20 protein-coding genes are annotated in these 24610 nt (G+C 68.5%); 15 read left to right on the top strand and 5 right to left on the bottom strand.

The genetic code is table 11. The annotated features are described in order from the left end of the window. Positions 1 to 16: 16 nt before the first annotated feature. Positions 17 to 1318 carry a citrate synthase gene (locus tag AC3A5T_RS04415; RefSeq protein WP_332079561.1) on the top strand — a complete coding sequence of 434 codons (1302 nt, stop codon included), beginning with the start codon at positions 17 to 19 and terminating at the stop codon, positions 1316 to 1318. Between the two features lie 278 nt (positions 1319 to 1596). Beyond that, on the top strand, positions 1597 to 2019 hold the full coding sequence (locus tag AC3A5T_RS04410; protein ID WP_487627536.1) for a hypothetical protein: 423 nt from the start codon (positions 1597 to 1599) through the stop codon (positions 2017 to 2019). 35 nt (positions 2020 to 2054) lie between these two features. Here AC3A5T_RS04410 and AC3A5T_RS04405 read toward each other — a convergent pair whose 3' ends face one another. Both AC3A5T_RS04405 and AC3A5T_RS04400 read right to left on the bottom strand, forming a co-directional pair. Then, on the bottom strand, positions 2055 to 2687 hold the full coding sequence (locus AC3A5T_RS04405) for a hypothetical protein (protein ID WP_487627535.1): 633 nt from the start codon (positions 2685 to 2687) through the stop codon (positions 2055 to 2057). A 172-nt stretch (positions 2688 to 2859) separates the two neighbouring features. Beyond that, positions 2860 to 5409, bottom strand: a complete 2550-nt coding sequence (locus AC3A5T_RS04400) for a penicillin-binding protein 1A (RefSeq protein WP_487627534.1) — start codon at positions 5407 to 5409, stop codon at positions 2860 to 2862. A 204-nt stretch (positions 5410 to 5613) separates the two neighbouring features. On the opposite strand from AC3A5T_RS04400, the gene AC3A5T_RS04395 reads away from it, so the two are divergent. The 12 genes from AC3A5T_RS04395 to AC3A5T_RS04340 all read left to right on the top strand — a co-directional run bounded on the left by AC3A5T_RS04395 (position 5614) and on the right by AC3A5T_RS04340 (position 18853). After that, positions 5614 to 6672, top strand: a complete 1059-nt coding sequence (locus AC3A5T_RS04395; RefSeq protein WP_487627533.1) for a pilus assembly protein PilM — start codon at positions 5614 to 5616, stop codon at positions 6670 to 6672. After that, positions 6672 to 7322 carry a PilN domain-containing protein gene (locus AC3A5T_RS04390; RefSeq protein WP_332079565.1) on the top strand — a complete coding sequence of 217 codons (651 nt, stop codon included), beginning with the start codon at positions 6672 to 6674 and terminating at the stop codon, positions 7320 to 7322. Before AC3A5T_RS04395 ends, AC3A5T_RS04390 begins: the two co-directional genes overlap by 1 nt. Next, a complete protein-coding gene (locus tag AC3A5T_RS04385; protein WP_487627532.1) occupies positions 7319 to 7990 on the top strand; it encodes a type IV pilus inner membrane component PilO in 672 nt (223 codons plus the stop codon). The genes AC3A5T_RS04390 and AC3A5T_RS04385 overlap by 4 nt, the downstream gene beginning before the upstream one ends. Positions 7991 to 8010: 20 nt before the next feature. Beyond that, complete coding sequence (locus AC3A5T_RS04380) at positions 8011 to 8532, top strand: pilus assembly protein PilP (protein ID WP_487627859.1); 522 nt, start codon at positions 8011 to 8013, stop codon at positions 8530 to 8532. 14 nt (positions 8533 to 8546) lie between these two features. Beyond that, on the top strand, positions 8547 to 10445 hold the full coding sequence (locus tag AC3A5T_RS04375; RefSeq protein WP_487627531.1) for a type IV pilus secretin PilQ: 1899 nt from the start codon (positions 8547 to 8549) through the stop codon (positions 10443 to 10445). A gap of 159 nt (positions 10446 to 10604) precedes the next feature. Further along, entirely contained in the window at positions 10605 to 11588 is a 984-nt protein-coding gene (locus AC3A5T_RS04370; RefSeq protein ID WP_487627530.1) for an AAA family ATPase, read from the top strand. Next, on the top strand, positions 11561 to 12496 hold the full coding sequence (locus AC3A5T_RS04365; protein WP_487627858.1) for a DUF58 domain-containing protein: 936 nt from the start codon (positions 11561 to 11563) through the stop codon (positions 12494 to 12496). Before AC3A5T_RS04370 ends, AC3A5T_RS04365 begins: the two co-directional genes overlap by 28 nt. Continuing rightward, positions 12496 to 12960 carry a DUF4381 family protein gene (locus tag AC3A5T_RS04360; RefSeq protein WP_487627529.1) on the top strand — a complete coding sequence of 155 codons (465 nt, stop codon included), beginning with the start codon at positions 12496 to 12498 and terminating at the stop codon, positions 12958 to 12960. Before AC3A5T_RS04365 ends, AC3A5T_RS04360 begins: the two co-directional genes overlap by 1 nt. Beyond that, positions 12957 to 13979, top strand: a complete 1023-nt coding sequence (locus AC3A5T_RS04355) for a vWA domain-containing protein (RefSeq protein WP_487627528.1) — start codon at positions 12957 to 12959, stop codon at positions 13977 to 13979. Before AC3A5T_RS04360 ends, AC3A5T_RS04355 begins: the two co-directional genes overlap by 4 nt. After that, positions 13976 to 15727, top strand: coding sequence for a VWA domain-containing protein (locus tag AC3A5T_RS04350; RefSeq protein ID WP_487627527.1), 1752 nt, complete (start codon positions 13976 to 13978; stop codon positions 15725 to 15727). Before AC3A5T_RS04355 ends, AC3A5T_RS04350 begins: the two co-directional genes overlap by 4 nt. Next, a complete protein-coding gene (locus tag AC3A5T_RS04345; RefSeq protein ID WP_487627526.1) occupies positions 15724 to 17433 on the top strand; it encodes a BatD family protein in 1710 nt (569 codons plus the stop codon). The genes AC3A5T_RS04350 and AC3A5T_RS04345 overlap by 4 nt, the downstream gene beginning before the upstream one ends. 46 nt (positions 17434 to 17479) lie before the next feature. Then, on the top strand, positions 17480 to 18853 hold the full coding sequence (locus tag AC3A5T_RS04340; RefSeq protein WP_487627525.1) for a dicarboxylate/amino acid:cation symporter: 1374 nt from the start codon (positions 17480 to 17482) through the stop codon (positions 18851 to 18853). 70 nt (positions 18854 to 18923) lie between these two features. Here AC3A5T_RS04340 and AC3A5T_RS04335 read toward each other — a convergent pair whose 3' ends face one another. After that, the gene (locus tag AC3A5T_RS04335) at positions 18924 to 19487 is read right to left on the bottom strand and encodes a Dps family protein (protein WP_332079577.1); all 564 of its coding nucleotides are present in this window, start codon (positions 19485 to 19487) and stop codon (positions 18924 to 18926) included. Positions 19488 to 19552: 65 nt separating this feature from the next. Here AC3A5T_RS04335 and hrpA point away from each other — a divergent pair, with 65 nt between their 5' ends. Next, the gene (gene hrpA, locus AC3A5T_RS04330) at positions 19553 to 23551 is read left to right on the top strand and encodes an ATP-dependent RNA helicase HrpA (RefSeq protein WP_487627524.1); all 3999 of its coding nucleotides are present in this window, start codon (positions 19553 to 19555) and stop codon (positions 23549 to 23551) included. Here the strand turns inward: hrpA and AC3A5T_RS04325 are convergent. Beyond that, positions 23544 to 24041: a hypothetical protein gene (locus tag AC3A5T_RS04325; RefSeq protein WP_487627523.1), complete on the bottom strand. Its 498-nt coding sequence runs from the start codon at positions 24039 to 24041 to the stop codon at positions 23544 to 23546. The two genes, hrpA and AC3A5T_RS04325, sit on opposite strands and share 8 nt — an antisense overlap. A gap of 34 nt (positions 24042 to 24075) precedes the next feature. Further along, positions 24076 to 24597: a hypothetical protein gene (locus tag AC3A5T_RS04320; RefSeq protein ID WP_487627522.1), complete on the bottom strand. Its 522-nt coding sequence runs from the start codon at positions 24595 to 24597 to the stop codon at positions 24076 to 24078. Between the last annotated feature and the right edge of the window lie 13 nt (positions 24598 to 24610).

The raw sequence follows: 24610 nt of genomic DNA, 5'->3' as shown, positions 1-24610 counted from the left end.
ATGAGGAGCCTCCAGAGTGTCTGAATCCAACGCCAAGCTCGACCAGGTCACGCTCGATGCCGCCGGCAAAACGGTGACGCTGCCCGTTCTGCACGGCACGCTCGGCAATCCCTGCATCGACATCTCGAAGCTGCCCAAGGAAACCGGCTGCTTCACCTACGACTCCGGTTTCACCGCCACTGCCAGCTGCAAGTCGGCCATCACCTACATCGACGGCGACGAAGGCGTGCTGCTGTACCGCGGTTACCCGATCGACCAGCTGGCCGAGAAGTCGAGCTTCCTCGAAGTCGCGTACCTGCTGCAGGCCGGCGAACTACCGACCGCCGACGAATTCGCCAAGTTCGAGCACGAAGTCACGCATCACACGATGATGCACGAGTCGCTGAAGAGCTTCCTGCAGGGCTTCCGCCACGATGCGCACCCGATGGCGATGCTCGCCGCGTCGGTCGCGTCGATGTCGGCGTTCTATCACGACACGCTGGATCTTCAGGATCCCGAACAGCGCCGCCTCGCCGCGATCCGTCTGATCGCCAAGGTGCCGACGCTGGCCGCGGCCGCGTACCGCTATTCGATCGGTCAGCCGATCCGCTACCCGCGCAACAGCCTGAACTACGTCGACCGCTTCCTGCACATGATGTTCGAAGTGCCGAGCGAGCCGCTGGAGCTCAACCCGGTCGTCGCCAAGGCGATGGACCTGCTCTTCATCCTGCACGCCGATCACGAGCAGAACGCGTCAACCTCGACCGTGCGTCTGGTCGGTTCGACCGGTGCGAATCCGTACGCGTCCGTCGCGGCCGGCATCACCGCGCTGTGGGGCCCCGCGCATGGCGGCGCCAATGAAGCGGTGCTCAAGCAGCTGGCCGAAATCGGCACTGCCGACAACGTCGAGAAGGCGGTCCTGCGCGCGAAGGACAAGAACGACCCGTTCCGCCTGATGGGCTTCGGCCATCGTGTTTACAAGAACTTCGACCCGCGCGCGAAGATCATTCGCGAGATGACCCACAAGGTGCTCGGCGAGCTGGGCGTCAACGATCCGTTGCTCGATGTGGCGATGAAGCTGGAAGAAGCGGCGCTGAAGGACGACTACTTCGTCGAGCGCAAGCTCTACCCGAACGTCGATTTCTACAGCGGCATCATCTACAAGGCGCTCAACATCCCGACCGAAATGTTCACGGTGATGTTCGCGATCGGTCGCACCGCCGGCTGGGTCGCGCACTGGCTCGAGCAGCAGGTCGATCCGGAAGCCAAAATCGGCCGTCCGCGCCAGATCTACACCGGTTATGACGTGCGCGATTACAAGGGCGCCGACCAGCGCTGATCGACTCGACCACGCTGCGGGATCCTCGGATCCCGCGTGCCACGACAGGGCGGCCTCCGGGCCGCCTTCGTCGTATCTGGGAGACCAGCTGCTTTTACGGGAATCCCGACATCCGTCTCGGGTGTTTTCCAGCAGCCGGCTCCTCATGCGCTCGGCAGACTGGGTTCGACACGCGCTGCCCGCACTCTGCGTACCAGACAAGCGCAGCGCTCGGCTCACTCGACGGGGATGCTCGAATGAAGATGGGATGGATGTGGAGCGCAGCGCTCGCTTGCGGAATGGCGTTCACTGCTTGGAACGTGGCTGCGCAGGAAATGTCGTTCCGCAGCGGCCTGATCACGGGGATCAGCCCGATGCAGGTCGCCGCCACGGCCGTCCAGCAACAGACGAAGCCGTCGCAGACCACCGGCGCGCTCGGCCGCGCGCTGGGTCGGATGGCGGGGCGGGCGGCCTCCCGTGTCACCGGCGAGTACTCCTACGAGGCCTACGAGGTCGCCAGCGGCGCGGCGCGCGATGTCGTCGAAGGCGCTGCCGCCGCGCCGGCAGCAGGCGTGCCGACGGTTACCGCCTACATGGTCATGCTCAAGTTCGACGACGGCAGCGAGTCGGCGATCCGCGCCGCGAGTGCCGATGGCCTACGCGTCGGTGCACGCGCGCGCGTATTCGGCACGGGCCAGAGTGCGCAGATCGTCATGGAGTAGCCAACGACGCGCCATCGATGCGACGGCGTGCCGACTCAGCCGGCGCCGTGTTCCAGTGCGATCAGCTGCTCCAGCTGCGATCGGGACGCACGGCGCATCGGCTTCTCGTCCATCGTGGACAGCGGAGCCTGTCGCAGGCTGGCTTCCGGCAGTACCGTCAGGTCGAAAGTCAGATCTTCGGCCGCGAACACCCAGACATCGAAATCCCCCGCCCGCTGCCGGTCCAGACGCAGTCGGCGCATCCGGCTCTCGGCCGGTATGCCGTGATCGTCCAGAAAGCGCGCGAGTCCGTTCGAGTCGTCGGTATGCACATGCAGCGTGACCGCCGAATGCGCATCCGCCGTGCCTTCGAGCACGGGGCCGACCAGCCGCGGCGAGAACCGTTCGAAGAACCCCATCGCGCGCACGGCGGCTTCGCGCCGCTCGCGCAGCGCATCGGTCTGGCGCGCTCCACCGAACAGGCGCTGGTGTTCGCGCAGTGCGTCCTCGATCTCCCGGTTGCGCGGCAGAGACGCATCGTCGTGGATGCCGAGTCGACTCGCCGCCTTGAGCTTGGCGACGTGGAAGTCGCGGATGCCGCCCTCGGCCATGAGGCGGGCGGCCTCGTGCGCGAGGCGATGGCGGCGTTCACGGGTCTGTGTTTCCGCGTGCTGACGTGCGCGATGCATGCGCGTCCCCTGTCGTCGATCACCTAGGATCGACTTTACGCCCGCGTCGTGACGGGTCAAGACACGGCGCGATCCGCTTCAGCTGCTGGATGCCTCGAGCTCGCGACGATGCCGGCCGGCGCCTCGATCGGCCGGCGACGCGATGTGCGCGTGCCGGCCACATCCGCAGTGATCAGAAGATGTCGAACGCTTCCTCGGCCGGCACGTCGTCGATCTGCAGATCGATCTCTGACTCCATGCGCTCCAGGTCTTCGGCCTTGACGTACTCGATGATGCCGCCCTCGGACGCGGTCGGCAGCAGGCGGCCACCCGCGGTCACCGCGACGCGCACCATGCCTTCCGGCGGCTCGTTCGTGGCCTCGGGCACGCCTTCGAGCGCGACGCGCATGAAGTCGATCCAGATCGGCAGGGCTGCGCGGCCGCCGTACTCACGGAAGCCGAGCGAGCGGTTGTCGTCGCGGCCCACCCAGACGGATGTCACGAGATTGCCGCCGAAGCCGGAGAACCAGGCATCGCGATGGTCGTTCGTCGAACCGGTCTTGCCGCCGACGTCTTCGCGTTCGAGCACGCGTGCGGCGGTGCCGGTGCCGCGACGCACGACGTCGCGCATCATCGAGATCATCTGGTAGGCCACGCGCTCGTCGATCGCGCGCGGCGCCATCACCGGAGCAGCGCCGTCGGCGCGCGGTTCGGGCGGCTGCGGGGCTTCGGCTGGCGCTTCGGTGACCTCGCGTTGTTCGGCAGCCGGGCCCAGATTGAATCCATCGACCACATGGCCGGGCGTCGACGGCTGGCCCGGCGTTCCGCCGGTGCCGCAGCCGCGGCAGGCGCGGGCCGGGTTCTCCTTGAACACCAGCGTGCCTTCACGGTCACGCACTTCGTCGACGAACCAGGGCGTCACGCGGAAGCCGCCATTGGAGAACACCGCGTAGCCGCGGGTCACGTCCAGCGGCGTCAGCGACGGCGTGCCGAGTGCGATGGACAGGTTCGGCGGCAGCTGCGATTCCTCGAAGCCGAAATGGCTGATGTAGCGACGCGCGTAGTCGACGCCGATCGCATCGAGCAGGCGCACGGCCACGAGGTTGCGCGACTGCACCAGTGCCTCGCGCAGGCGCATCGGTCCGACGAACCTGCCATCGGAGTTCTGCGGGCGCCAGTCCTGGCCGCGGCGCATCCTGAAGAGCACCGGTGCGTCGAGCACGATCGAGGCCGGGTTGAACCCCTTCTCGAACGACGCGGCGAAAATGAAAGGCTTGAAGCTCGAACCCGGCTGACGACGCGATTGCGTGGCGCGGTTGAAATTGCTGCCCGCGAAGCTGAAGCCGCCGATCAATGCGCGCACCGCGCCGTCGTCGGGCTCCATCGAAACCAGCGTCGCCTGCGCGCGCGGCAACTGTTCGAGCTGCCAGGTGATGACCGGCGGCGGCAGCGCGTCGGGCGCGGTGGCGGCCGGGGCCTTGGCCGGCGTTTCGATGCGACGCACGCGGGTCAGATCGCCGCGCGTCAGCAGCGCAGCCGGACTCTTGCCGGTCCAGCGGCTGGCGGCAGCGTCGAGCGTCACGGTGCTGCCATCGGACAGCACGACATCCGCCGTGCCGTCGCCGCTGCGCACGACGACCGCCGGCAGCATGCCGCCCTGCGGCGCGATGCCGCGCAGGCGGCGCGCGGTGGTCTCGGCGTCTTCGCCGGCTGCCAGCTCGAACGTGTCCGCCGGCTTCACCCAGCCGTGGCGACGATCGTAGGTGGTCAGGCCGTTGCGCACGGCCAGCTCGGCGGCCGCCTGCATGGTCGGGTCGATCGTGGTGGTGACGTGGTAGCCACGGGTCAGCACGTCGCCGCCGTACCGGGCGACCATTTCCAGCCGCACCATTTCCGCCACGTACGGCGCGAAGACTTCGATCGGGCGCTCGTGCGGGCTGGCGTGCATATCGACGGCGCGGGCGGCGGCGGCGTCCTGCGCGCTGATGAAGCCGAGCTCCTGCATGCGTGCGAGCACGTAGACGTCGCGGCGCTCCTTCGCGCGCTCGGGGTTGCTCAGCGGATTGCCGCTGGACGGGAACTTCGGGATCGCCGCCAGCGACGCCATCTCGTCGAGATCCAGTTCGGCCAGCGATTTGCCGTAGTAGAACTCGGCGGCCGCCGCGACGCCGTAGGCGCGATTGCCGAAGAAACTCTTGTTGAGATAGAGCTCGAAGATCTCGTCCTTGCTGAGGTTCTGCTCCATCTTCCGCGCCAGCAGCATCTCGGCGAACTTGCGCGTGAAGCTGTATTCCGAGCTCAGGAAGAACTGGCGCGCGACCTGCTGGGTGATCGTCGAGCCGCCCGGCACGCGGCGGTCGTTGGTCGTGGCCAGCAGCCAGAGTGCGCGCGCGACGCCGCGGTAATCGATACCGCCGTGTTCGTAGAAGCGTGCGTCCTCGGTCGCGAGGAACGCCTGCTTCAGTCGTTCGGGCACATCCTCGATGTCGACCGGGTAACGGCGCGTTTCGCCGAACAGCGCGATCAGCCGGCCGTCCCGCGCGTAGACGTACATCGGCTCCTGCATCTCGATGTCGCGCAGCGCTTCGACGTCGGGCAGCTTGGACGCGACCGCCGCGTAGAGGATGCCGCCGGTGATCGCACCGAGGATGCCGAGCACCAGCACCAGGACCAGGGTCCAGCGCAGCAGACGGCGGAAGCGGGAGGGGCGGGGCTTGGGCGTCGACGTGGGGGCTGGGCTCATGGCGGCAAAGTATAGGGGAGGTGTCCGCGGGGCGCCGGTGCGTCGGCGTGGAACGGGGCTTGCAGGCAGATTGCACCGGCCGTGCCCGCCGGTGGTTCAGCTTTCCGGAATCGAAGGCGCGTGTTGCCAATACCCGGAAAGTCCGCTATTTAATGCGCCGGGACACGAGGCGTGGCTAAACGCCCGTGGCAAAGGGGATATTCCGTGGGGCTCATCACAAAAAGCCAGGTGCCGATCATCGGCGTCGACATCAGCTCGACTGCGGTCAAGCTGCTGCAGCTGTCGCGCCAGGGCAATCGCTACCGCGTGGAGCACTACGCGGTCGAACCGCTGCCGCCCAACGCGGTGGTCGAGAAGAACATCGTCGAGGTGGAGGCCGTGGGCGAGGCCATCCGTCGCGCGGTGTCGCGCTCGGGCACCAAGGCCAAGCACGCGTCGGCCGCGGTCGCGGGATCGGCGGTCATCACCAAGACCATCCCGATGCCGGCCGACCTCGACGAGGAGGATCTCGAATCGCAGGTCGAGCTCGAAGCGGTCAACTACATTCCGTACCCGATCGAGGAAGTGAATCTCGACTTCGAGGTGCTCGGGCCGATGCCCGGCAACGCCGAGATGGTGCAGGTGCTGCTCGCGGCTTCGCGCTCGGAGAACGTCGAGCTCCGCGCTTCAGCGCTGGAGCTGGGCGGACTGACCGCCAAGGTCATCGACGTCGAGGCGTTCGCGGTCGAGAACGCGTTCGCCATGATCGCCGGCACGCTGAGCATGCCGTCCGACGGTGTGGTCGCGCTGGTCGATGTCGGCGCGACGATGACCACGCTCAATGTGCTGCGCAACGGGCGCAGCCTGTACTCGCGTGAGCAGGTGTTCGGCGGCAAGCAGCTCACCGACGAGGTGATGCGCCGCTACGGTCTCAGCTACGAGGAAGCCGGTCTGGCCAAGCGCCAGGGCGGGCTGCCCGAGAGCTACGAGGTCGAAGTGCTGGAGCCGTTCAAGGAGGCGATGGTCCAGCAGGTCAGCCGCCTGCTGCAGTTCTTCTACGCCGGCAGTGACTTCAACCGCGTCGACCAGGTGGTGCTGGCCGGTGGCTGCGCATCGATCCCGGGCGTGGCCGACATGGTCGAAGAGCAGTTGGGCGTGCAGACCGTGCTCGCCAATCCGTTGGCGCAGATGACGCTCGGCCCGCGCGTGCAGGCGCACGCGCTGGCCCAGGATGCGCCCGCGCTGATGATCGCCTGCGGCCTGGCCCTGAGGAGCTTCGACTGATGTCCAGGATCAATCTCCTCCCGTGGCGCGCCGAACGGCGCAAGCAGCGGCAGAAGGAATTCGGTGTGATGGTCGGCATCGCCGCGGCGACCGGCGTGGCGCTGTGGTTCCTCGTCAACATGTACTACAACGCGCAGATCGACGGCCAGAACGAGCGCAACGCGTTCCTGCAGCAGCAGATCGCCGCAGTCGACACCCAGATCACCGAGATCGAGGCGCTCGAATCGCAGCGCGCACGCCTGTTGGCGCGCAAGGCCGTGATCGAGGAGCTGCAGGGCAACCGCTCGCAGATGGTCCATCTGTTCGACCAGCTGGTGCGCACGATTCCCGATGGGGTCCTGCTGACGTCGCTCAAGCAGGAAGGCCAGACGCTGACGCTCGAAGGGCGTTCGCAGTCGAACGCGCGCGTCAGTACCTACATGCGTTCGCTCGACGGATCCGGCTGGATGACCAGCCCGCAGCTGTCGGTGATCGAAGCACGTGACGGCGTGCCGGGCCTGCCGTATGCGTTCACCCTGAGTGTGCAGCTGTCGACGCCGGCCGCCAAGGAAGCTGCGGCGGCCGAGGGTACCGACCCGGCTGCGCCGGCCGACACCCTGCCCGAGGCTGCGCCGGTTGCTGCGCCCGCTGCAGAAGGAGTCGCGTCGTGAGCAAGAAGAAGATGTCGCTGCGCGAGCTGGACTTCAACAACACGGGATCCTGGCCGCGCGAGTACAAGATCGGCGCCTGCATCCTCGTGGGCCTGCTGATCTTCTTCCTGCTGTGGTATGTGATCACCCGGGAGAAGGGCGACGAGCTGACGAATCTGGAGGCACAGGAGTCCACCCTGCGCGCCGATTTCGAAACCAAGCAGGGGAAGGCCGCGAACCTCGAGCCGCTCAAGCAGCAGCTGGCCCAGATGGAACAGCAGTTGCAGCAGATGTTGCGGCAGTTGCCGAGCAAGACGGAGATGCCCGATCTGATCGTCGACATTTCGCAGACCGCGATCGCGACCGGCATCCAGAACGACCTGTTCAAGCCGGGCGAGGAAATGCCGCGCGAGTTCTACGCCGAGCAGCCGATCGCCCTGCGCATGGTCGGCACCTACCATCAGTTCGGCGCGTTCGTCAGTGGTGTCGCATCGTTGCCGCGCGTGGTCATCATGACGATGCACGACATTTCGCTGAAGCCGCGCGCTGGCGGTACCGATGGTCTGGCGGGTATCGGGCCGAATTCCAGTCTCGAACTTTCCGGTACTGTGAAGACCTACCGCTATCTCGACGAAGAAGAGACCGCCGCGCAAGCCCAGGCCGCGCAGACGACGGAGGGGACGCCGTGATGGCCGTCAGGACGGGCAACATGATGCGTGGCCTTGCGCTGCTGTCGATGGCGCTGGCGACCTCCGGCTGCGGCCGCGGCGTCACCAGCGAACCGGGCGAGGCGCCCAATCTCGAAGTCTGGGCCGAAGAGGTCAAGCAGCGTCCCGCACCGGCGCTGGAGCCGCTGCCGGTGATGCAGCAGTTCGAGACGTTCGAGTACTCGGCGCAGGGCATCCGCGACCCCTTCAGCAATGCGTTCACCGACGACTCCGGCGGCAGCGGTCCGCGACCGGATTCGAACCGGCGCAAGGAAATTACCGAGCAGTATCCGCTCGACAGCATGTCGATGGTGGGCACGATCGGCACCGGAGGCCGCATCGTCGGTCTGGTGCTCGCGCCCGACAAGGTGACCTACCGCATTAACCCGGGCAACTACCTGGGTCAGAACGATGGCCGCGTCACTTCGGTCAATGAAAATCGCATCGAGCTCGTCGAGCTCGTGCCCGATGGCGCCGGCGGCTGGTTGGAACGTCCGGCTTCGCTCGCGCTGAACGAACAATGATGAGGGGAAGCAACATGACCGTGAGCAACGCGGGAAGCCTGCAGTCGGGCCGGATGAAATCGGTGCGTGCCGGCGCGCTCGGTCTTGCCATAGGACTGGTGGCGACGTTCAGTGGTGCCCATGCGGCGCAGGCGCCGACGCATGCGTCGCTGCTGCCCCTGCTGCAGGCAGCGACTGCCGCAGCGCAGCCGGCCGGGGCGGTCGCAGTGACGGATATCGATTTCCGTCGCGGTGACGGCGGCTCGGGCAAGCTGGTGCTTCGCTTCGATGGAGACGGTGCCGCGCCCGACCTGCGTACGCAGGGTGGCAATGTTGTCATCAGCCTTGGTGGGGCGACCCTGCCGGCGTCTCTGCAGCGTCCGCTCAACGTCACCGACTTCGCTACACCCGTGCAGCGCATCGACGCACGCCAGGGCGCGGACGGCACGCAGGTCGTGCTCAGCGCACGCGGTGAGTTCGAGCCGATGGCGTACCAGAGCGGTCGCGACTACATCGTCGAGATCATCCCGCGCACCGGCGCTGCCACCAGCGAGCGCGCTGTGGGTGCAGCATCGACGGCCGCGACGATGGGCCGGGCAGCTGCGGCGACGGTATCGGACGTGCGCGCCTACAGCGGCGCGCCGGTGACGTTCAACTTCCAGGACGTGCCGGTGCGCACAGTGCTGCAGCTGATCGCCGACGAGTCGAACCTCAACATCGTCGCCAGCGACAGCGTGACCGGCAATGTGACCCTGCGCCTGCAGAACGTGCCGTGGGATCAGGCACTGGACATCGTCCTGCAGGCCAAGTCCCTGGACAAGCGCCGCAGCGGCAATGTGGTCTGGGTCGCGCCGCAGAGCGAGATCGCCGCGTTCGAGCAGGCCAAGGAAGATGCGCGCCTGGCGATCGAAGAGCGTGCGGAGATGACGACCGAGTACATCCCGATCAGTTACGGCAATGCGGAAGATATTGCGAAGTTGCTGACGGAAGAGAGCAAAAGCGGCTCTGGCAGTGGTGGCGCTGGTGGCGGCAGTGCGTCGCAGCAGCGTGGTTTCCTCTCGTCACGAGGCAGCTTGAGCTTCGACCGTCGCACTAACACCCTGTTGGTGATCGACATTCCAAATCGCGTCGCAGAAGTCAAGCGCCTCGTCAATCTGCTGGACAAGCCGGTTGATCAGGTGGTCATTGAAGCGCGCATCGTTATTGCAAACGAGTCGTTTGCGCGCGATCTGGGTGCGCGATTTGGCGTCAGTGCCACCAAGCAGCGTGTGAACATCGGAGGCTCGCTTATCAGCGATTCGGATAATGGGGTGTTCGCGCCCGGCGGGCTCAACGTGAACCTGCCCACGGCGGCAAGCGCGCCTTCGCTGGCGTTCACCATCCTCGGAAACACGATCGACTGGGCTGTCGAATTGCAGGCGCTGCAGCAGGAATCCCGCGGTGAGGTGATCTCGAATCCGCGCATCGTGACGAGCAACCAGCGCGAAGCGGTCATCAGTCAAGGTCAGGAGGTCGGCTATCTGACTGTAACGGGCGGCCAGAGCAACAGCATCCCGACCGTCCAGTTCAAAGATGTTCTGTTGGAGTTGAAGGTGACGCCGACCATCACCAACGATGGACGGGTTTTTCTTGCGATGGATATCAAGAAAGACGAGATCATCGATTACATTGAGTACCCGGACATTGGTGAGGTCCCGCTGATCAGCAAGCGTAATGTCACGACGGCGGTACTGATCGACGATGGTCAGACGGTCGCAATCGGCGGCGTCTATGAGTTCACCGATCGTGCTTCGCTTTCGAAGGTACCCTTCTTGGGAGATCTGCCCATTCTTGGCAATCTGTTCAAGAGCCGTGGTCGCAGCAAAGACAAGGCCGAGCTACTGATTTTCGTCACGCCGAAGGTCATGCGCGTAGCCCAGCGTCCGGTCAACTGATCGGTGCAATCTGTAAGTCGTCAAGCGACGGGGCCTTCGGGCCCCGTTCGCGTTTCCGGGTCGCCGGTTTGGCTGGCGTTGTGAACTGATGGCGCGGGTTCCGGTCAAACTGGGCCTCTGCGCGATGGGCGCCGGTGATCGAGGATGGCGATGGATCTGGTGAACGGAACTGCGGACGGGCTGCATGCGCGGTTCGTGGCGCTGCGCGAAGCGCTGTCGGAGGAGATCATCGGGCAGTCGGCGCTGGTCGAGCGGTTGCTCGTGGCGCTGTTGGCGGATGGCCATCTGCTGGTCGAGGGTGCACCGGGTCTGGCGAAGACGACCGCGGTGCGGGCGTTGGCCGCGCGGCTGGACGCGGATTTCGCACGCGTGCAGTTCACGCCCGATCTGCTGCCCGCGGACTTGACCGGGACCGAGATCTGGCGGCCGCAGGACGGGCGCTTCGAGTTCCAGGCCGGGCCGATCTTCCACCCGCTGCTGCTCGCCGACGAGATCAACCGGGCTCCGGCCAAGGTGCAGTCCGCCCTGCTGGAGGCGATGGGCGAGCGGCAGGTGACGGTGGGGCGTCAGACGTATCGGCTGCCGGACCTGTTCCTGGTCATGGCGACCCAGAATCCGATCGAGCAGGAAGGCACGTTCCCGCTGCCGGAAGCGCAGCTGGACCGGTTCCTGATGCATGTGCGCGTGGGCTATCCGGAAGCCGATGCAGAAGCGCGCATCCTGCAACTCGCGCGCGATCGTGCGCTGGCCCAGCTCGACGACGTCTCGACGCCGGTCGAGCGCATGCCGCTGGCGGACCTGTTCGAAGCGCGGCGCGCAGTCCTGGCGATGCACGTCGCGCCCGCGGTCGAGCGCTATCTGGTCGAGCTGGTGCTCGCGTCACGCGATGCCGGCCGCTACGACGCGGCGCTGGCGGACCGGATCGCCTGGGGCGCCAGCCCGCGCGGTTCGATCGCGCTGGAGCGCTGCGCGCGCGCGACCGCCTGGCTCGCTGGCCGTGATTTCGTGACCCCCGATGACGTGCGCGCCGTCGCGCCCGATGTCCTGCGCCATCGTGTGTTGCCGAGTTACGAGGCCACGGCCGAGGGCTGGGATGGCGAGCGTCTGGTGCAGGCATTGATCGCGCGGGTGCCGCTGCCGTGAGTGCCGACAAGGCGGACGTCGCGCCGGGCGTGCGGCCGTCGCTGGCGGAACTGGTCGCGCTGCGGCCGCTCGCACGGCAGCGCGGCGCGGCGCGCCGTGCACGCAGCGGTGTGCGGGCTCTGGCCCCGTCGCCGCAACGCGGACAGGGCATGGAGTACGCGGAGTCGCGCGACTACGTGGCCGGCGACGATGCGCGCCACATCGACTGGCGCGTGACCGCGCGCACCGGGCGCCCGCATACCAAGACCTTCCAGCGCGAACGCGAACGGCTGACCCTGATCGTCGCCGACACGGCGGCGTCGCTCTACTTCGGCACGCGTGTGCGTTTCAAATCGACCCAGGCCGCACGTGCAGGTGCGATCGCGGCCTGGACGGCGGCCGCCGATGGCGATCGCATCGCGGCCCTGCGTGGGTCTGTGATCGAAGCGCCGGTGCCGCCCGCCGGTGGCACGCGTGGTGCGTTGCGCGTGTTGCACGCGCTGACGCGCTGGTATGCGGCAGCGCCGGAAGGCGACGCGGGACTGGGCGTGGCGATGGACCACGCGCGGCGCCTGCTGCGGCCCGGCTCGCGCCTGCTGGTGCTGGCGGATGCGGCCAGTGCCGCGGCGGTGCCGGCGCGCGACTGGGCGGCGGTGGGGGCGCACTGCGATGCGCTGGTGTTGCTGCTCGACGATCCGCTCGAACGCGCGCCGCCGCGCGGGCGCTTCGGGTTCGCGAGTGACGACGGCCGGATCGATCTCGACCTGTCGGGCATCGCGCAGCGTGGACGCTGGCGCGCGGCCTTCGATGTGCCGCGCGACCTGGCGACCGCGCATCTTCGACGCGCCGGCATCGGCGTCGAGTCCTTGTCCAGCGATGCGCCGAGCGATGCCTGGCTGTCCGCGTTCGCCCGTGGCCGGATGGGCTGATGGCGACGATGCCCGACCTGGTGCTGCGCGACATCCACCAGCCGCCTGCGCCGTCGTGGTGGCCGCCGGCGGTGGGCTGGTGGTGGCTGGCGGCCGCGCTGCTGACGCTGGTCTGCGCCGTCGTGGGCTGGCGTCTGTTCCGCGCATGGCAGCGGCGGCGCTGGCAGCAGCTGTTCGACAGCGAGGTCGCAGCGGCGCCGGATGCGGTCGGGCGGATCGCGGCGATGTCGTCGCTGCTCCGCCGCGCAGCGCGCCGGCAGCGACGCGATGCCGATCGCCTGCAGGGCGACGACTGGCTGTCGTTTCTCGACAACGGTCTGCCGGGCGCGCCATTCACCTCAGGAGTGGGCATCGCCATGCGCGACGGCGCGTTCCGGCGTGAAGCCGACGCGCTGGACACCCCGACGCTGCACGCGCTCGCACGCGCGCGCTTCGTGGCGCTGATGCTGGGACGCCGCCGATGACCGGGGAGGTGCCCGCATGGCTGCCGGCCCTGCGCGAGATGTTCGCGTGGCCCTGGTGGCTACTGGCGATCCCGCTGCCCTGGCTCGTACGGCGTTTTCTGCCGACGTCGCACAGCCGTGGCGGTGCGCTGCGCGTGCCCTATCGCGGACTCGACGCATTGGCGACCTCCGGCAGCGCAGCCGGCGCGTCGAAGACGCCTTGGCTGCTGTGGGCGGCGTGGTGTCTGCTGTGCATCGCCGCCGCGCGCCCGCTGCAATGGGGCGAGGTCGAACAGCTGCCCCGCAGCGCGCGCGATCTGATGCTCGCCGTCGACCTGTCGGGCAGCATGAGCGAGGAAGACATGGTGGTCGGGCGACGTCCCGTGGACCGGCTCACCGCGGCGAAGGCGGTCATCGCCGATTTTCTGGAGCGCCGCGCCGGCGACCGCATCGGTCTGATCGTGTTCGGTCAACGTGCCTACGCGATGACGCCGATGACGCTGGATCGCGAGAGCGTGCGCCAGCAGCTCGATGCGACCGTGGTGGGCTTGGTCGGCCGCGAAACCGCGATCGGCGATGCGGTGGGTCTCGCGGTCAAGCGGCTGCAGGATGCGCCGCGTGGCCAGCGCCTGCTGATCCTGCTGACCGATGGCGTCAGCAATGCCGGCGCACTGACGCCCGACAAGGCCGCCGAACTGGCGCGCGATGCCGGCGTTCGCGTCCACACGATCGCGTTCGGCAGCGATGCTGGCGCCGGTGGCCTGTTCGGCTTCCAAATGCCCGGCAGCGAACCGGCGATCGACGAGGCCGCGCTGCAACGCATCGCCGACACCACCGGCGGTCGTGCATTCCGCGCGCGCAATACCGGTGAGCTCGCCGGCATCTACGGCGAGATCGATCGTCTCGAACCGGTCGAACAGCCCGGACCCGCATTGCGCCCGCGCATCGAACGTTATCCGTTGCCGCTCGGCGCTGCGTGCGGGTTGCTGTTGCTCGCGCTGCTGCCGCAGCTGCGTCTGCGTCGCGAGGCGGTCGCATGAACCTGCCGTTCGACGCAGTGCAGTTCGCGCGCCCGGTCTGGCTGTGGGCATTGCTGGCGTTGCCGCTGCTCGCGTGGATCTGGTGGCGACGTCGACGCAGCGCCGAGGCCTGGCGCGAGGCCGTGGATCCGCATCTGCTCGCGCATCTGCTCGAAGCGCGTCCGGATCGACGCGGTCTGTTCGGGCTCGTCGCGTGGCTGCTCGCCGGCTTGCTGGCGGTGCTGGCCATGGCCGGGCCAGGTTGGCGCGAGGTCGCGGTGCCGCTCGATACGCAGGGCATGGCGCCGCTCGTCGTGGCGATCGACCTGTCGACCTCGAGTACCGCCAGCGATCTGCCGCCCTCGCGGTTGCTGCAGGCGCGCGCGAAGCTCGCGCAGCTGCTGGCGGCGCGCGGCGCGGGCCAGGTCGCACTGGTTGCCTATGCCGACGATGCCTTCACCGTCGCACCGCTGACCGACGATGCGCGCAACGTGGCGCTGTATCTCGATGCCTTGTCGCCCGAGATCATGCCAGTCGATGGTCAGCGCGCCGATCGCGCGATCGCGCACGCGACGCGCCTGCTGCGGCAGGGACAGGCGCTGCGCGGCGACATCCTGCTGGTGACCGGCGCTGCCGATACGGCGGCCGTCGCGGAAGCGGGCATCGCCGCGCGCATGGGCTATCGGGTCTCCGTGCTCGGACTCGGCACCGCGGCCGGTGCGGCTTATCGCGACGCCGATGGTGCGCTCGCGCACGCACGTCTGGACACCGTCGCATTGCGCGCGCTCGCGGCCGCCGGCGACGGTCGCTACCACGCGTTGTCGATCGACGATGGCGATCTGCGGGCGCTCGGCGTGCTGACGCCGGAGACGCGTGCAGGCGCCGCGTCTGCACGCAGTGATGCGAGCGTGCGCCGCGTGCTCGATGAAGGTTACTGGCTGGTGCTGCCGTTGCTCGCGCTGGTATTGCTGGCCTTCCGCCGCGGCTCGGGCTTCGCCTGTGTGGCGGTACTCGCGTTGTTGCCGGCCCTGCTGCCGATGCCCGCACTGGCGCAGGCGCCGGCCGCGACGCCCTGGCAGCGCGCCGATCAGGTGGCGGACGCCCGGATGCGCGCAGGCACGTCGGCCTATCGCGGCGAACGCTACGACGAGGCCCTGAAGACGTGGACCGGATTGCCGGGCGCCGACGCCGCGTACAACCGTGGCAATGCGCTGGCGCGGCTGGGCCGTTTCGACGATGCGATCGCGGCGTACGACGAAGCGCTGTCGCAACAGCCCGGCATGGCCGATGCGCAGGCCAATCGCGCTGCCGTCGAAGCCGCGCGCAATCGCAAGCCGCCACCTGGGCAGGCGCGGGATCCGCGCGCGCCGCAACAACCTCGCAACGACGGTGACAGCCAATCCAAGCCTGGCGAAGCCGGCGATCCTTCGGACAGCCAGCCTGGCGATGCGCAGGGGCAGGGCGATCAGCGTCCGCCGCCCGACGCCCCGGAACCGCAGGCATCCGACACGCCGCCGCCGGCGGATGCACAGGCGCAGCGCGATGCGGATGCGCAGCAGCGCGAACAGATGCAGCGCGCACTCGAAGGCCAGGCAGAGCCGTCCGATGAAGACGCAGCCGACGCCGGCACGACAGGTGCCGAGTCCGGCGACGAACGTGAGCAGGCAAACGCCGCGTGGCTGCGGCGCGTGCCCGACGATCCGGGCGGATTGCTGCGAGCCAAGTTCAGGCTCGAACACGAACGTCGCGCAACGGGAGGCGACCGATGAAGGCTGTGCGTTCGAAGGGCGCGCGATCCGCGGCGTGGCTGGTCGCGATGCTGGTGCTGTCGTGCCTGGCCGGCATTGCGCAGGCGCAGACGCGCGCATGGCTCGACCGTGACCGCATCGCGTTCGGCGAAACGACCACGCTCAACGTCGAAACCGACGGTGCAGGCGACGCACCCGACTGGACGCCACTGGCGCGCGATTTCGACGTCAGCGGCCACACCAGTCGACGCGAGGTGGAGATCACCGGTGGCCGCCGCGTGACCCGTTCGCTCTACGGCGTCGCGCTGCGGCCGCGCCGCGAGGGTGTGCTCACGGTGCCGGCCTTGCAGGTGGGCGGTGCACGCACTGCGCCCCTGTCGCTGAGCGTCGCGCCGGCTGCGGTCACGGCCGCGCGGGATGGGGCGCCGGCCTTCATCGAAGCCGACATCGACGTGCAGTCGCCGTACGTGCAGCAGTCGGTGGGTTACGTGCTGCGGCTGTATTACGCGACGCCGCTGGTGTCGGGCAGCCTCGACCAGCCCGCGCCCGAGGGCGCGTCGATGCAGCGCATCGGCAGCGACGTGCAATACAGCCGCGACATCGACGGGCGCCGCTACAGCGTCGTCGAGCGTCGCTACCAGATCGTGCCCGAGCGCAGCGGCACGCTGTCGATACCCGGCGCGCGCTTCGAGGGGCGCGGCGCGGGCGGCGGCATGTTCGACGACGTGTTCAATCGCGGGCCGCGCGAGCTGTCGGCGAACGGACCGCCCAGCGTGCTCGACGTGCGCGCGATGCCCGCGAACGCACCGCAGCCGTGGCTGCCGCTGTATGGCGTGCAGGCGCGCTGGCTGGAGGCGCCGACTGAAGGTCGCGCCGGCGAGGCCAGCACCTTCGTGCTGGAGGCGGTGTTCGATGGCGCGGTCGGCACGCAGCTGCCGGAGATCCCACTGCCGCCGGTGCAGGGCGCGCAAGTGTTCGCCGAACCGCCGCAGTACGACGAAAGTTTCGAGGACGGCCGGCCGCGGGTGCGGCTGACCCGGCGCTATTCGGTGGTGCCGCGCGCCGAGGGCAGCCTGCAGGTACCCGGCCCGCGGATCGCCTGGTGGGACGTGCGCGCCGGCGCGGCGCGGACGAGTGGTCCGCCTGCGGTGTCGCTTGCGGTCGCGGCCGGTGAAGCGGCGCCCGGTGCGACGCCACAAGCGGACGTCGATTCGATGGCTTCGACCGTTGTGTCGACACCGTCCGATGCGGTTGGCTCGCAGCTGTGGCCCGCGCTCGCAGCACTGCTCGCGGCGCTGTGGCTGGCGACCGCGTGGGTGGCGTGGCGCTTGTATCGCCAGCAGCCGATTGGCCTGGTGCGCGCAGGCGTCGCGTCGTCGGCGCATGGCGACGCGCCAGTTCCCCTGCAATCGTCCGGCTCGGCGGGCCAGGCCCATCGCCGCCTGATGCATGTGCTGCAAACGGGCGAGCCGGCGGATGTCGAAGCCGCCTTGCGCGCGTTGTCCGACCCGCCCGCGGCGGATCTCGATACGCTCGCGGCACGTCTCGATGCGGCCGCCCAGCGCGAGGCTGTCGGCCTCTGGCAGCGGGCGCGTTGGACCGGGGGCGACCTGCCTGGCGCGCGTCAGGCGCTGCGCGCGGCGTTCCGCGGTGGCGCCTCGTGGCGGGATGCGCCTTCCCGTGCGCCGCGCGGCCCGGACCTGCCGCCGCTGTACCCGCGCCGCTGAGCCCCGCTTCCTGCTAGCCTCCGCGCTTTCCCGCGGTCTCCACGCCATGGCCGATTCCAACGCTCCCGTACGTTCCCGCATGCCGCTCCACTGGAAGATCGCGATCGGCTTCGCAGCCGGCCTGATCCTCGGCCTCATCGCGCATTACACCGGCCTGACCGGCTGGACGCTGGCCGATCCCGGATCGGCCGCCTGCACCGGCGCCGAGCCGTCGTGGCAGTGCCGGCCGTTGATCGAGAGCTTCGTCGGCTGGGTCACCGAGCCGCTCGGCACGCTGTTCCTCAGCCTGATCTTCATGCTGATCGTGCCGCTGCTGTTCTCGGCGCTGGTGATCGGCGTGTCGGAAATGGGCGACGTCGCCGCGCTCGGCCGGATCGGCTGGCGCACGCTCGCGTGGACCGTCGTGCTGTCGGGCATCGCGGTCGTGGTGGGACTGGTGATGGTGAACCTGTTCCGCCCCGGCGACGGCGTGGACCCCGCGCTCGCGCAGCAGCTGCTGGCCGAAGGCGCGCAGCGCACCGCGGCGATCGTGCGCGACAGCAAGGAAGGCGCGACCGGCATGGACATGCTGATGTCGATCGTGCCGCAGAACGTGGTGGGTGCCGCGTCGGACAACGCCAACATCCTGTCGCTGATGTTCTTCGCGCTGATGTTCGGCATCGGTCTGGTCCTGACGAAGTCCGAGGCCACCGCGACACTCAAGCGCGGCATCGAAGGTCTGTTCGAAGTGTCGATGACGCTGATCGGCCTGGTGATCCGCCTCGCGCCGATCGCGGTGTTCTGTTTCATGTTCAACCTGGCCGTGCTGTTCGGCTGGGATCTGCTGCTGCGTCTGGGCGCGTACGTGCTGGTGGTGGTCGGCGCGCTGGCGCTGCACATGCTGGTGACGTATTCGCTGGCGCTGAAGTTCGTCGGTGGCTGGTCGCCGCTGGCGTTCTTCCGCGGCGTGCAGGAAGCGATGCTGATGGCGTTCTCCACCGCGTCCAGCAACGCCACGCTGCCGACCGCGCTGCGCATCGCCGACGAGAACCTCAAGCTGCCGCGCAAGGTGTCGCGCTTCGTGCTGACCGTCGGCGCCACCGCCAACCAGAACGGCACCGCGCTGTTCGAAGGCGTCACGGTGATCTTCCTGGCGCAGTTCTTTGGCGTGGACCTGTCGATCTGGCAGCAGGTGCTGGTGATGCTGGTCTGCATCCTCGGCGGTATCGGCACGGCCGGTGTGCCGTCGGGGTCGCTGCCGGTCGTGGCGCTGATCTGCACGATGGTCGGCGTGCCGGCCGAAGGCATCGGCCTGGTGCTGGGCGTCAACCACTTCCTCGACATGTGCCGCACCACGGTCAACGTGACAGGCGATCTCGGCATCGCGGCGCTGGTGTCGCGCGGCGAGGACGACGCGCCCGAGCCGTTGAAGACGGCCTGACGTCGCGCGGATATGCAGATACGAAAACGCCCGGCAATGCCGGGCGTTTTCTTGAAGCGGAACGCGATGCTTACTGCAGCAGCGAGCGCAGCATCCAGGCGTTCTTCTCATGCGTCTGCAGACGCTGGGTCAGCAGGTCCTCGGTCGGATCGTCGTCGGCATCGTCGGCCACATCCAGCGCCTTGCGCGCGCTGCGGCACACGGCCTCGTTGCCGACGACCAGCTGGCGCACCATCTCGCGCCAGTCCGGCGCCTTCTCCAGGCCCGGCTCTTCCTTGATCGACGACAGCTGGATGAACTCGCCATACGAACCCGGCGCGTTGTAGCCCAGCGCGCGGATGCGCTCGGCGATCTCGTCCAGCGCATTCCATTGTTCGGTGTACTGTCCCTCGAACATCACGTGCAGGGCGTTGAACATCGGCCCGGTGACGTTCCAGTGGAAGTTGTGGGTCTTGAGATACAGCGTGTAGGCATCGGCCAGGAACACCGACAGATGCTGGGCGACCGCCTTGCGATCGGCGTCGCTGATCCCGATATCGATGGCCGGCGCCTTGGATTGCGCGTCGGGCGACGCGACGGCCGGTGCGACCGGTGTCTTGGACGATTTGGACTTGCTCGGCTTGGTCTTGGCCATGAAAGGACTCCGGTAATGAGGGGATTGCGCCCACAATATGGGCGCATCCGTTGTGGATATGTGACTTGAGGGCGGGTTCGGGCGTGACGCAGCATTCCAGCGACCAGGCGGTGAACGGCGCGTTGAAACACGCGCAGGCCGCGATCGAACGCGCATCGACGCGCGACCGCGGCCGCCTGCTCGGACTGCTCGGTCGCTGGCGGCGCGCACCCGGCGATGCGTCGGCGCGCGAGGCATTCGAGACGCGCCTGCAGGCCTCCATCCGGCAGCGCGAGACGCGCGCCGCGCAGCTGCCGCGTGCCGAGGTCGATCCGGTGCTGCCGATCGCCGGCAAGGCCGAGGAAATCGTCGCGCTGATCCGTGCGCACCAGGTCGTCGTCGTCGCCGGCGAGACCGGTTCGGGCAAGACGACGCAGCTGCCCAAGCTGTGCCTGGCCGCAGGCCGCGGCGCCGCCGGTCTGATCGGCTGCACGCAGCCACGCCGCATCGCCGCGCGTACGGTGGCCAAGCGCGTGGCCGAAGAGCTGCAGGTGCCGAGCGGCGGCCTGGTCGGTTACCAGGTCCGCTTCAACGACAACGTCAGCGATGCGACCGCGATCAAGTTCATGACCGACGGCATCCTGCTCGCGGAGATCGCGTCCGACCGTTGGCTGTCGGCCTACGACACGATCATCATCGACGAGGCGCACGAGCGCAGCCTCAACATCGATTTCCTGCTGGGCTATCTGAAGCAGCTGCTGGGCCGGCGCCCGGATCTCAAGCTGATCGTGACCTCGGCGACGATCGACACCGCGCGCTTCGCCGAACATTTCGACGGCGCACCGGTGGTCGATGTCGAAGGTCGCGGCTTCCCGGTCGAGGTGCGTTACCGCCCGCTGGACGGCGAAGGCGACGACGCCGGCGAACGCAGCGTGCTCGACGGCATCGTGGCGGTCTGCGACGAGATCATGCAGATCCGCGGCACCGGCGACACGCTGGTCTTCCTGCCCGGCGAGCGCGAAATCCGCGATGCGCACCAGGCGCTCGAGCGCCGCAAATACCGGCACACCGAAGTGCTGCCGCTGTATGCGCGGCTGTCGGCGAAAGACCAGGACCGCGTGTTCAATCCTGGCCCGCAGCGACGCATCGTGCTGGCGACGAACGTGGCCGAGACCTCGCTGACGGTGCCGCGTATCCACTACGTGGTCGATCCGGGACTTGCACGCGTCAAGCGCTACAGCCCGCGGCAGAAGCTGGATCGTCTGCACATCGAGCCGGTCAGCCAGGCCAGCGCCGACCAGCGCAAGGGGCGTTGCGGCCGTATCGCGCCGGGTACGTGTTTCCGCGTGTTCTCGGAAGCGGATTTCGCCTCGCGTCCGGTCTATACCGATCCCGAGATCCGCCGCGCATCGCTGTCGGGCGTAATCCTGCGGATGCTGTCCCTGGGGCTCGGCGATATCGAATCCTTCCCGTTCGTCGAGCCGCCGGATCCGCGTGCGGTCGCCGACGGCTGGCAGCAGCTGGCCGAACTCGGCGCGATCGACGGCGAACGCCGGCTCACCGCGATCGGCCGCACGATGGCGAAGCTTCCGGTCGACGCCAAACTCGCGCGCATGCTCGTCGCCGCACGTGCGCATGGCTGCCTGGACGAGATGCTCGCGATCACCTCGTTCCTCGGTATCCAGGATCCGCGCGAGCGGCCGTCCGACCAGCGCGGCGCAGCCGATGCGGCGCACGCGCAGTTCGCCGATCCCAAGTCCGAGTTCGTCGGCATCGTGAAACTGTGGGACGGCTACCGGCAGGCGCATGCCGACCTCACCCAGTCGCAGCTGCGCAAGTGGTGCGACCGCAACTTCCTCGGCTTCCTGCGCATGCGCGAGTGGCGCGAGCTGCATCGCCAGCTGCGGCTGCAGTGCGAGGATCTGGGCTGGTCGATCGAAGCGCGCGACGCCGCCGTCGTGGACACGGATCCGCGCATGGCTGCAAAGGCGGAAGCAGCGGCATTCATCGCGCTGCATCGCGCGTTGATCGCAGGCCTGCCGACCCAGGTCGGTCATCGCGCCGATCCTGGTGGCGGGGGCCGCGTGTCCGGCCAGTACGAAGGCCCGCGCGGACGGCGCTTCCAGCTGTTTCCCGGCTCGCCGCTGTCGAAGAAGCCGCCGCCGTGGGTGCTGTCCGCGACGTTGCTGGATACCGAGAAGGTCTGGTCGCTGACCAATGCCGCGATCGAACCCGATTGGGTCATCAGTGAACTCGATCACCTGCTCGCGCGGCGCCATCACGATCCGCGCTGGTCGCGCTCGCAGGGGCGCGTGGTCGGCAGCGAACAGATCAGTCTGTTCGGTCTGGTGCTTGCACCGAAGAAGCCGGTCGATTACGGGCGGCTGTATCCGGACGAATCGCGCGCGTTGTTCCTGCGCGACGGACTGGTGACCGGCGAGATCAACACACGCGCGACGTTCGTCGAGCGCAACCTGCGTACGCTCGAGCGCGCACGCGAAGAGGAAGCCAAACAGCGCCGCTCGGGACTCGTCGTCGACGAAGACTGGATGGCGCAGTGGTACGCGCAGCGATTGCCCGCCGATGTGCTGTCCGCGCAGGTGCTGGATGCGTGGTGGCGCAAGGCGCCCGACGCCGCGAAGCAGGCGTTGGCGTGGAGCCGCGACGATCTGCTGGTCGCCGATGGCGTGGACGCCGATCTGTTCCCGGCCTTCATCGCGCTCGGCGACGCGCGGCTCGCCGTGTCGTACCGCTTCGAGCCGGGCGCGGTCGACGACGGCATGACCGTCTCGGTGCCGCTGCACCTGCTCAACGCCATCGACCCGGTGCGGTTGTCGTGGTTGGCGCCCGGCTTCGTCGAGGACAAGGCAGCGGCCTTGATCCGCAGCCTGCCCAAGGCACTGCGCCGCAACTTCGTGCCGGCGCCGGATTTCGCGCGTGCCTTCGCGCAGGCCTGGCGCGACGGTGATGCCGACGCGTTCACCGGCACCCTGGCGCGATTTCTCAGGAAGCTCGCCGGCGTGGACATCACCGCGTCGGATTTCGACGAGGCGGCTCTGGAGCCGCATCTGCGCGCGAACCTGCGTCTGGTCGAGACGGGCCGCGACCGCAAAGGCGCCACGGTGCTCGCCGAATCGCGCGATCTCGATGACCTGCGCCACCGGTTCGGCGCGCGCGCTGCACGCGCCTTCGCCGCGCACGCCGCCGATGGCCTGCAGCAGGGCGGGCTGACGACGTTTCCGGAGACACCGGTCCCGGTGTCGATTCCCGGCGCCGGCGGCCTGCCGGCGTATCCGGCATTGCAGGACGACGGCGACAGCGCGTCGCTCGCGGTGCATGCCGACGCGACGCACGCGCGACGCCTGCATCCGCAGGGCGTGCGACGCTTGCTGACGATCGCACTGGCGGATCGCGTGCGGCATGCGCGCAAGCAGCTGCCGGTCGCGCCGAAAACGGCGTTGCTCTACGCCGCGATCGAATCCGCCGCGCCGCGCGACGGCAAGCCGGGCGACCGTCTGCGCGAGGATCTCGTCGACGGTGCGCTCGCCGCGCTGCTCACCGACGGACTCGAGACGATCCGCGATGCCGATGCGTTCGCCGCGCATCGTGACGCCGTCGGCAAGGCGTTGTTCGGCGAAGCGATGGCGCGCCTGCAGCAAGCGGAGGCCATTCTCGATCGCGTCGCCGACGTGCGCGCGAAGCTCGAATCGAAGCTGATGGGCTGGGCGCGCGCGAACCTTGACGACATGCAGGCCCAGCTGCACGCGCTGGTGCCGCCGGGATTCCTGCGCACGGTACCGGCGACGGCGCTGTCGGAATACGCGCGCTGGCTGCATGCGTTGTCGCTGCGCGCCGAACGGGCGCAACGCGATCCGCAACGCGACCAGCAGCGCATGCTCGACGTCAAACCCTTCGTCGACGCGCTCGCCGAAGCCGCCGCGCGCGGCCGCAGCGATGCGCCCGACTGGCAGGCGCTGCGCTGGGATATCGAAGAATTGCGGGTGTCGCTGTTCGCCCAGGAACTGGGCGCGAAAGGCGGCGTGTCGCCGAAGAAACTGGCGACGCGGGTGGCGGCGCTTACTTGATGCGTTCGACGCGCACGCGCAGGTTGTAACCGGCCACGCGCATCCACCAGCCGCCCATACGGGCAGGCTCGATCTGGACGGCCGGCCCCTCGGCACGCACGCCTTCCATTGATGTCTCGCCGACTTGCTTCCAGACCTGGCCGTTCGCGAGCGTGTACTCGCGCCCGCGCCTGAAACCTTCGAATCGGCCGGTCAGTGTGCTGCTCACCGGCTCGGGTGCCGATTCCGGTGGCGTACGCAGCTGGGCCGCTTCGCGGCGTCCTTCGGCACGCGCTTCGGCAAGCTGTGCTTCGGCAGGTGCGTGCGCGGCCGTCGTCTGGGTGGCCATCCATTGCTCAAGTGCGCGCAGTTCGGCCGGATCGAGCTTGTGCAGGCCCGACGTGCGGAATTGCGTGGCCCCCATGCGGGTTTCCAGCGTGGACGTCTGTGCCCAGGCGGCGCTGGCAGCTGCAAGCGACAGGGCGAGAATCAGGACAGGAGTTGCGCGCATCGTGTGGATCCTTGAAGAAGCGGCGGCGGATCGCTCAGCGCACCCGCTCGACCTTGGCCTGTGCGTTGTAGCCATCGACCTGCATCCACCAGACGCTCAGCAGGCCGGGCCGGACCCGGACGCCGACATCCTGGCCGCGTGCGCCCGCGATCGACGCGTTGTTGGTCTGCCGCCACACCTGGCCGTTCGCCAGCGTGTATTCGCGGCCACGTGCGAAGCCCGTGAACGCGCCGGGGATGGTGCTCTGGACCGGCTCGCGCGATTCCGCGGGACGCGCCGCCGGCTCCGCCGCGACCGTCGCCTCACGACGGCCTTCCTCGCGCGCCTGCGCGATGCGCGCTTCGACGTCCGGCGCAGCCGCTGCGGCCGCAGAGGGCGCAGCATCGCGCGCCAGTAGTTCGTTCAGTCGCGCGAGTTCAGCGTCGCTGAGCTTGCCCAGCCCCGCATCGCGAAACTCTGCAGCGGTCAGGTGATCCTCGATCCGCGTCTGCTGCGCGAATGCGGGCACGGCTGCGGCAAGCGCCGCCGCGATCAAGACACTGTGGACTGCACGCATGCTCTGTTCCTCT

It is taken from the genome of Luteimonas sp. Soil_C_16, from assembly GCF_057657295.1.
This window is presented reverse-complemented; position numbering and strand designations above follow the sequence as displayed.

What these genes read in the sequence shown, in the direction of transcription:
- AC3A5T_RS04360 (WP_487627529.1), top strand. Translation starts at nt 12,496, where the DNA reads ATGGCGACGATGCCCGACCTGGTGCTGCGCGACATCCACCAGCCGCCT.
- AC3A5T_RS04375 (WP_487627531.1), top strand. Translation starts at nt 8,547, where the DNA reads ATGACCGTGAGCAACGCGGGAAGCCTGCAGTCGGGCCGGATGAAATCG.
- AC3A5T_RS04390 (WP_332079565.1), top strand. Translation starts at nt 6,672, where the DNA reads ATGTCCAGGATCAATCTCCTCCCGTGGCGCGCCGAACGGCGCAAGCAG.
- AC3A5T_RS04335 (WP_332079577.1), bottom strand. Translation starts at nt 19,487, where the DNA reads ATGGCCAAGACCAAGCCGAGCAAGTCCAAATCGTCCAAGACACCGGTC.
- AC3A5T_RS04340 (WP_487627525.1), top strand. Translation starts at nt 17,480, where the DNA reads ATGGCCGATTCCAACGCTCCCGTACGTTCCCGCATGCCGCTCCACTGG.
- AC3A5T_RS04380 (WP_487627859.1), top strand. Translation starts at nt 8,011, where the DNA reads ATGATGCGTGGCCTTGCGCTGCTGTCGATGGCGCTGGCGACCTCCGGC.
- AC3A5T_RS04405 (WP_487627535.1), bottom strand. Translation starts at nt 2,687, where the DNA reads ATGCATCGCGCACGTCAGCACGCGGAAACACAGACCCGTGAACGCCGC.
- AC3A5T_RS04320 (WP_487627522.1), bottom strand. Translation starts at nt 24,597, where the DNA reads ATGCGTGCAGTCCACAGTGTCTTGATCGCGGCGGCGCTTGCCGCAGCC.
- AC3A5T_RS04345 (WP_487627526.1), top strand. Translation starts at nt 15,724, where the DNA reads ATGAAGGCTGTGCGTTCGAAGGGCGCGCGATCCGCGGCGTGGCTGGTC.
- AC3A5T_RS04325 (WP_487627523.1), bottom strand. Translation starts at nt 24,041, where the DNA reads ATGCGCGCAACTCCTGTCCTGATTCTCGCCCTGTCGCTTGCAGCTGCC.
- AC3A5T_RS04400 (WP_487627534.1), bottom strand. Translation starts at nt 5,409, where the DNA reads ATGAGCCCAGCCCCCACGTCGACGCCCAAGCCCCGCCCCTCCCGCTTC.
- AC3A5T_RS04355 (WP_487627528.1), top strand. Translation starts at nt 12,957, where the DNA reads ATGACCGGGGAGGTGCCCGCATGGCTGCCGGCCCTGCGCGAGATGTTC.
- AC3A5T_RS04410 (WP_487627536.1), top strand. Translation starts at nt 1,597, where the DNA reads ATGGCGTTCACTGCTTGGAACGTGGCTGCGCAGGAAATGTCGTTCCGC.
- AC3A5T_RS04350 (WP_487627527.1), top strand. Translation starts at nt 13,976, where the DNA reads ATGAACCTGCCGTTCGACGCAGTGCAGTTCGCGCGCCCGGTCTGGCTG.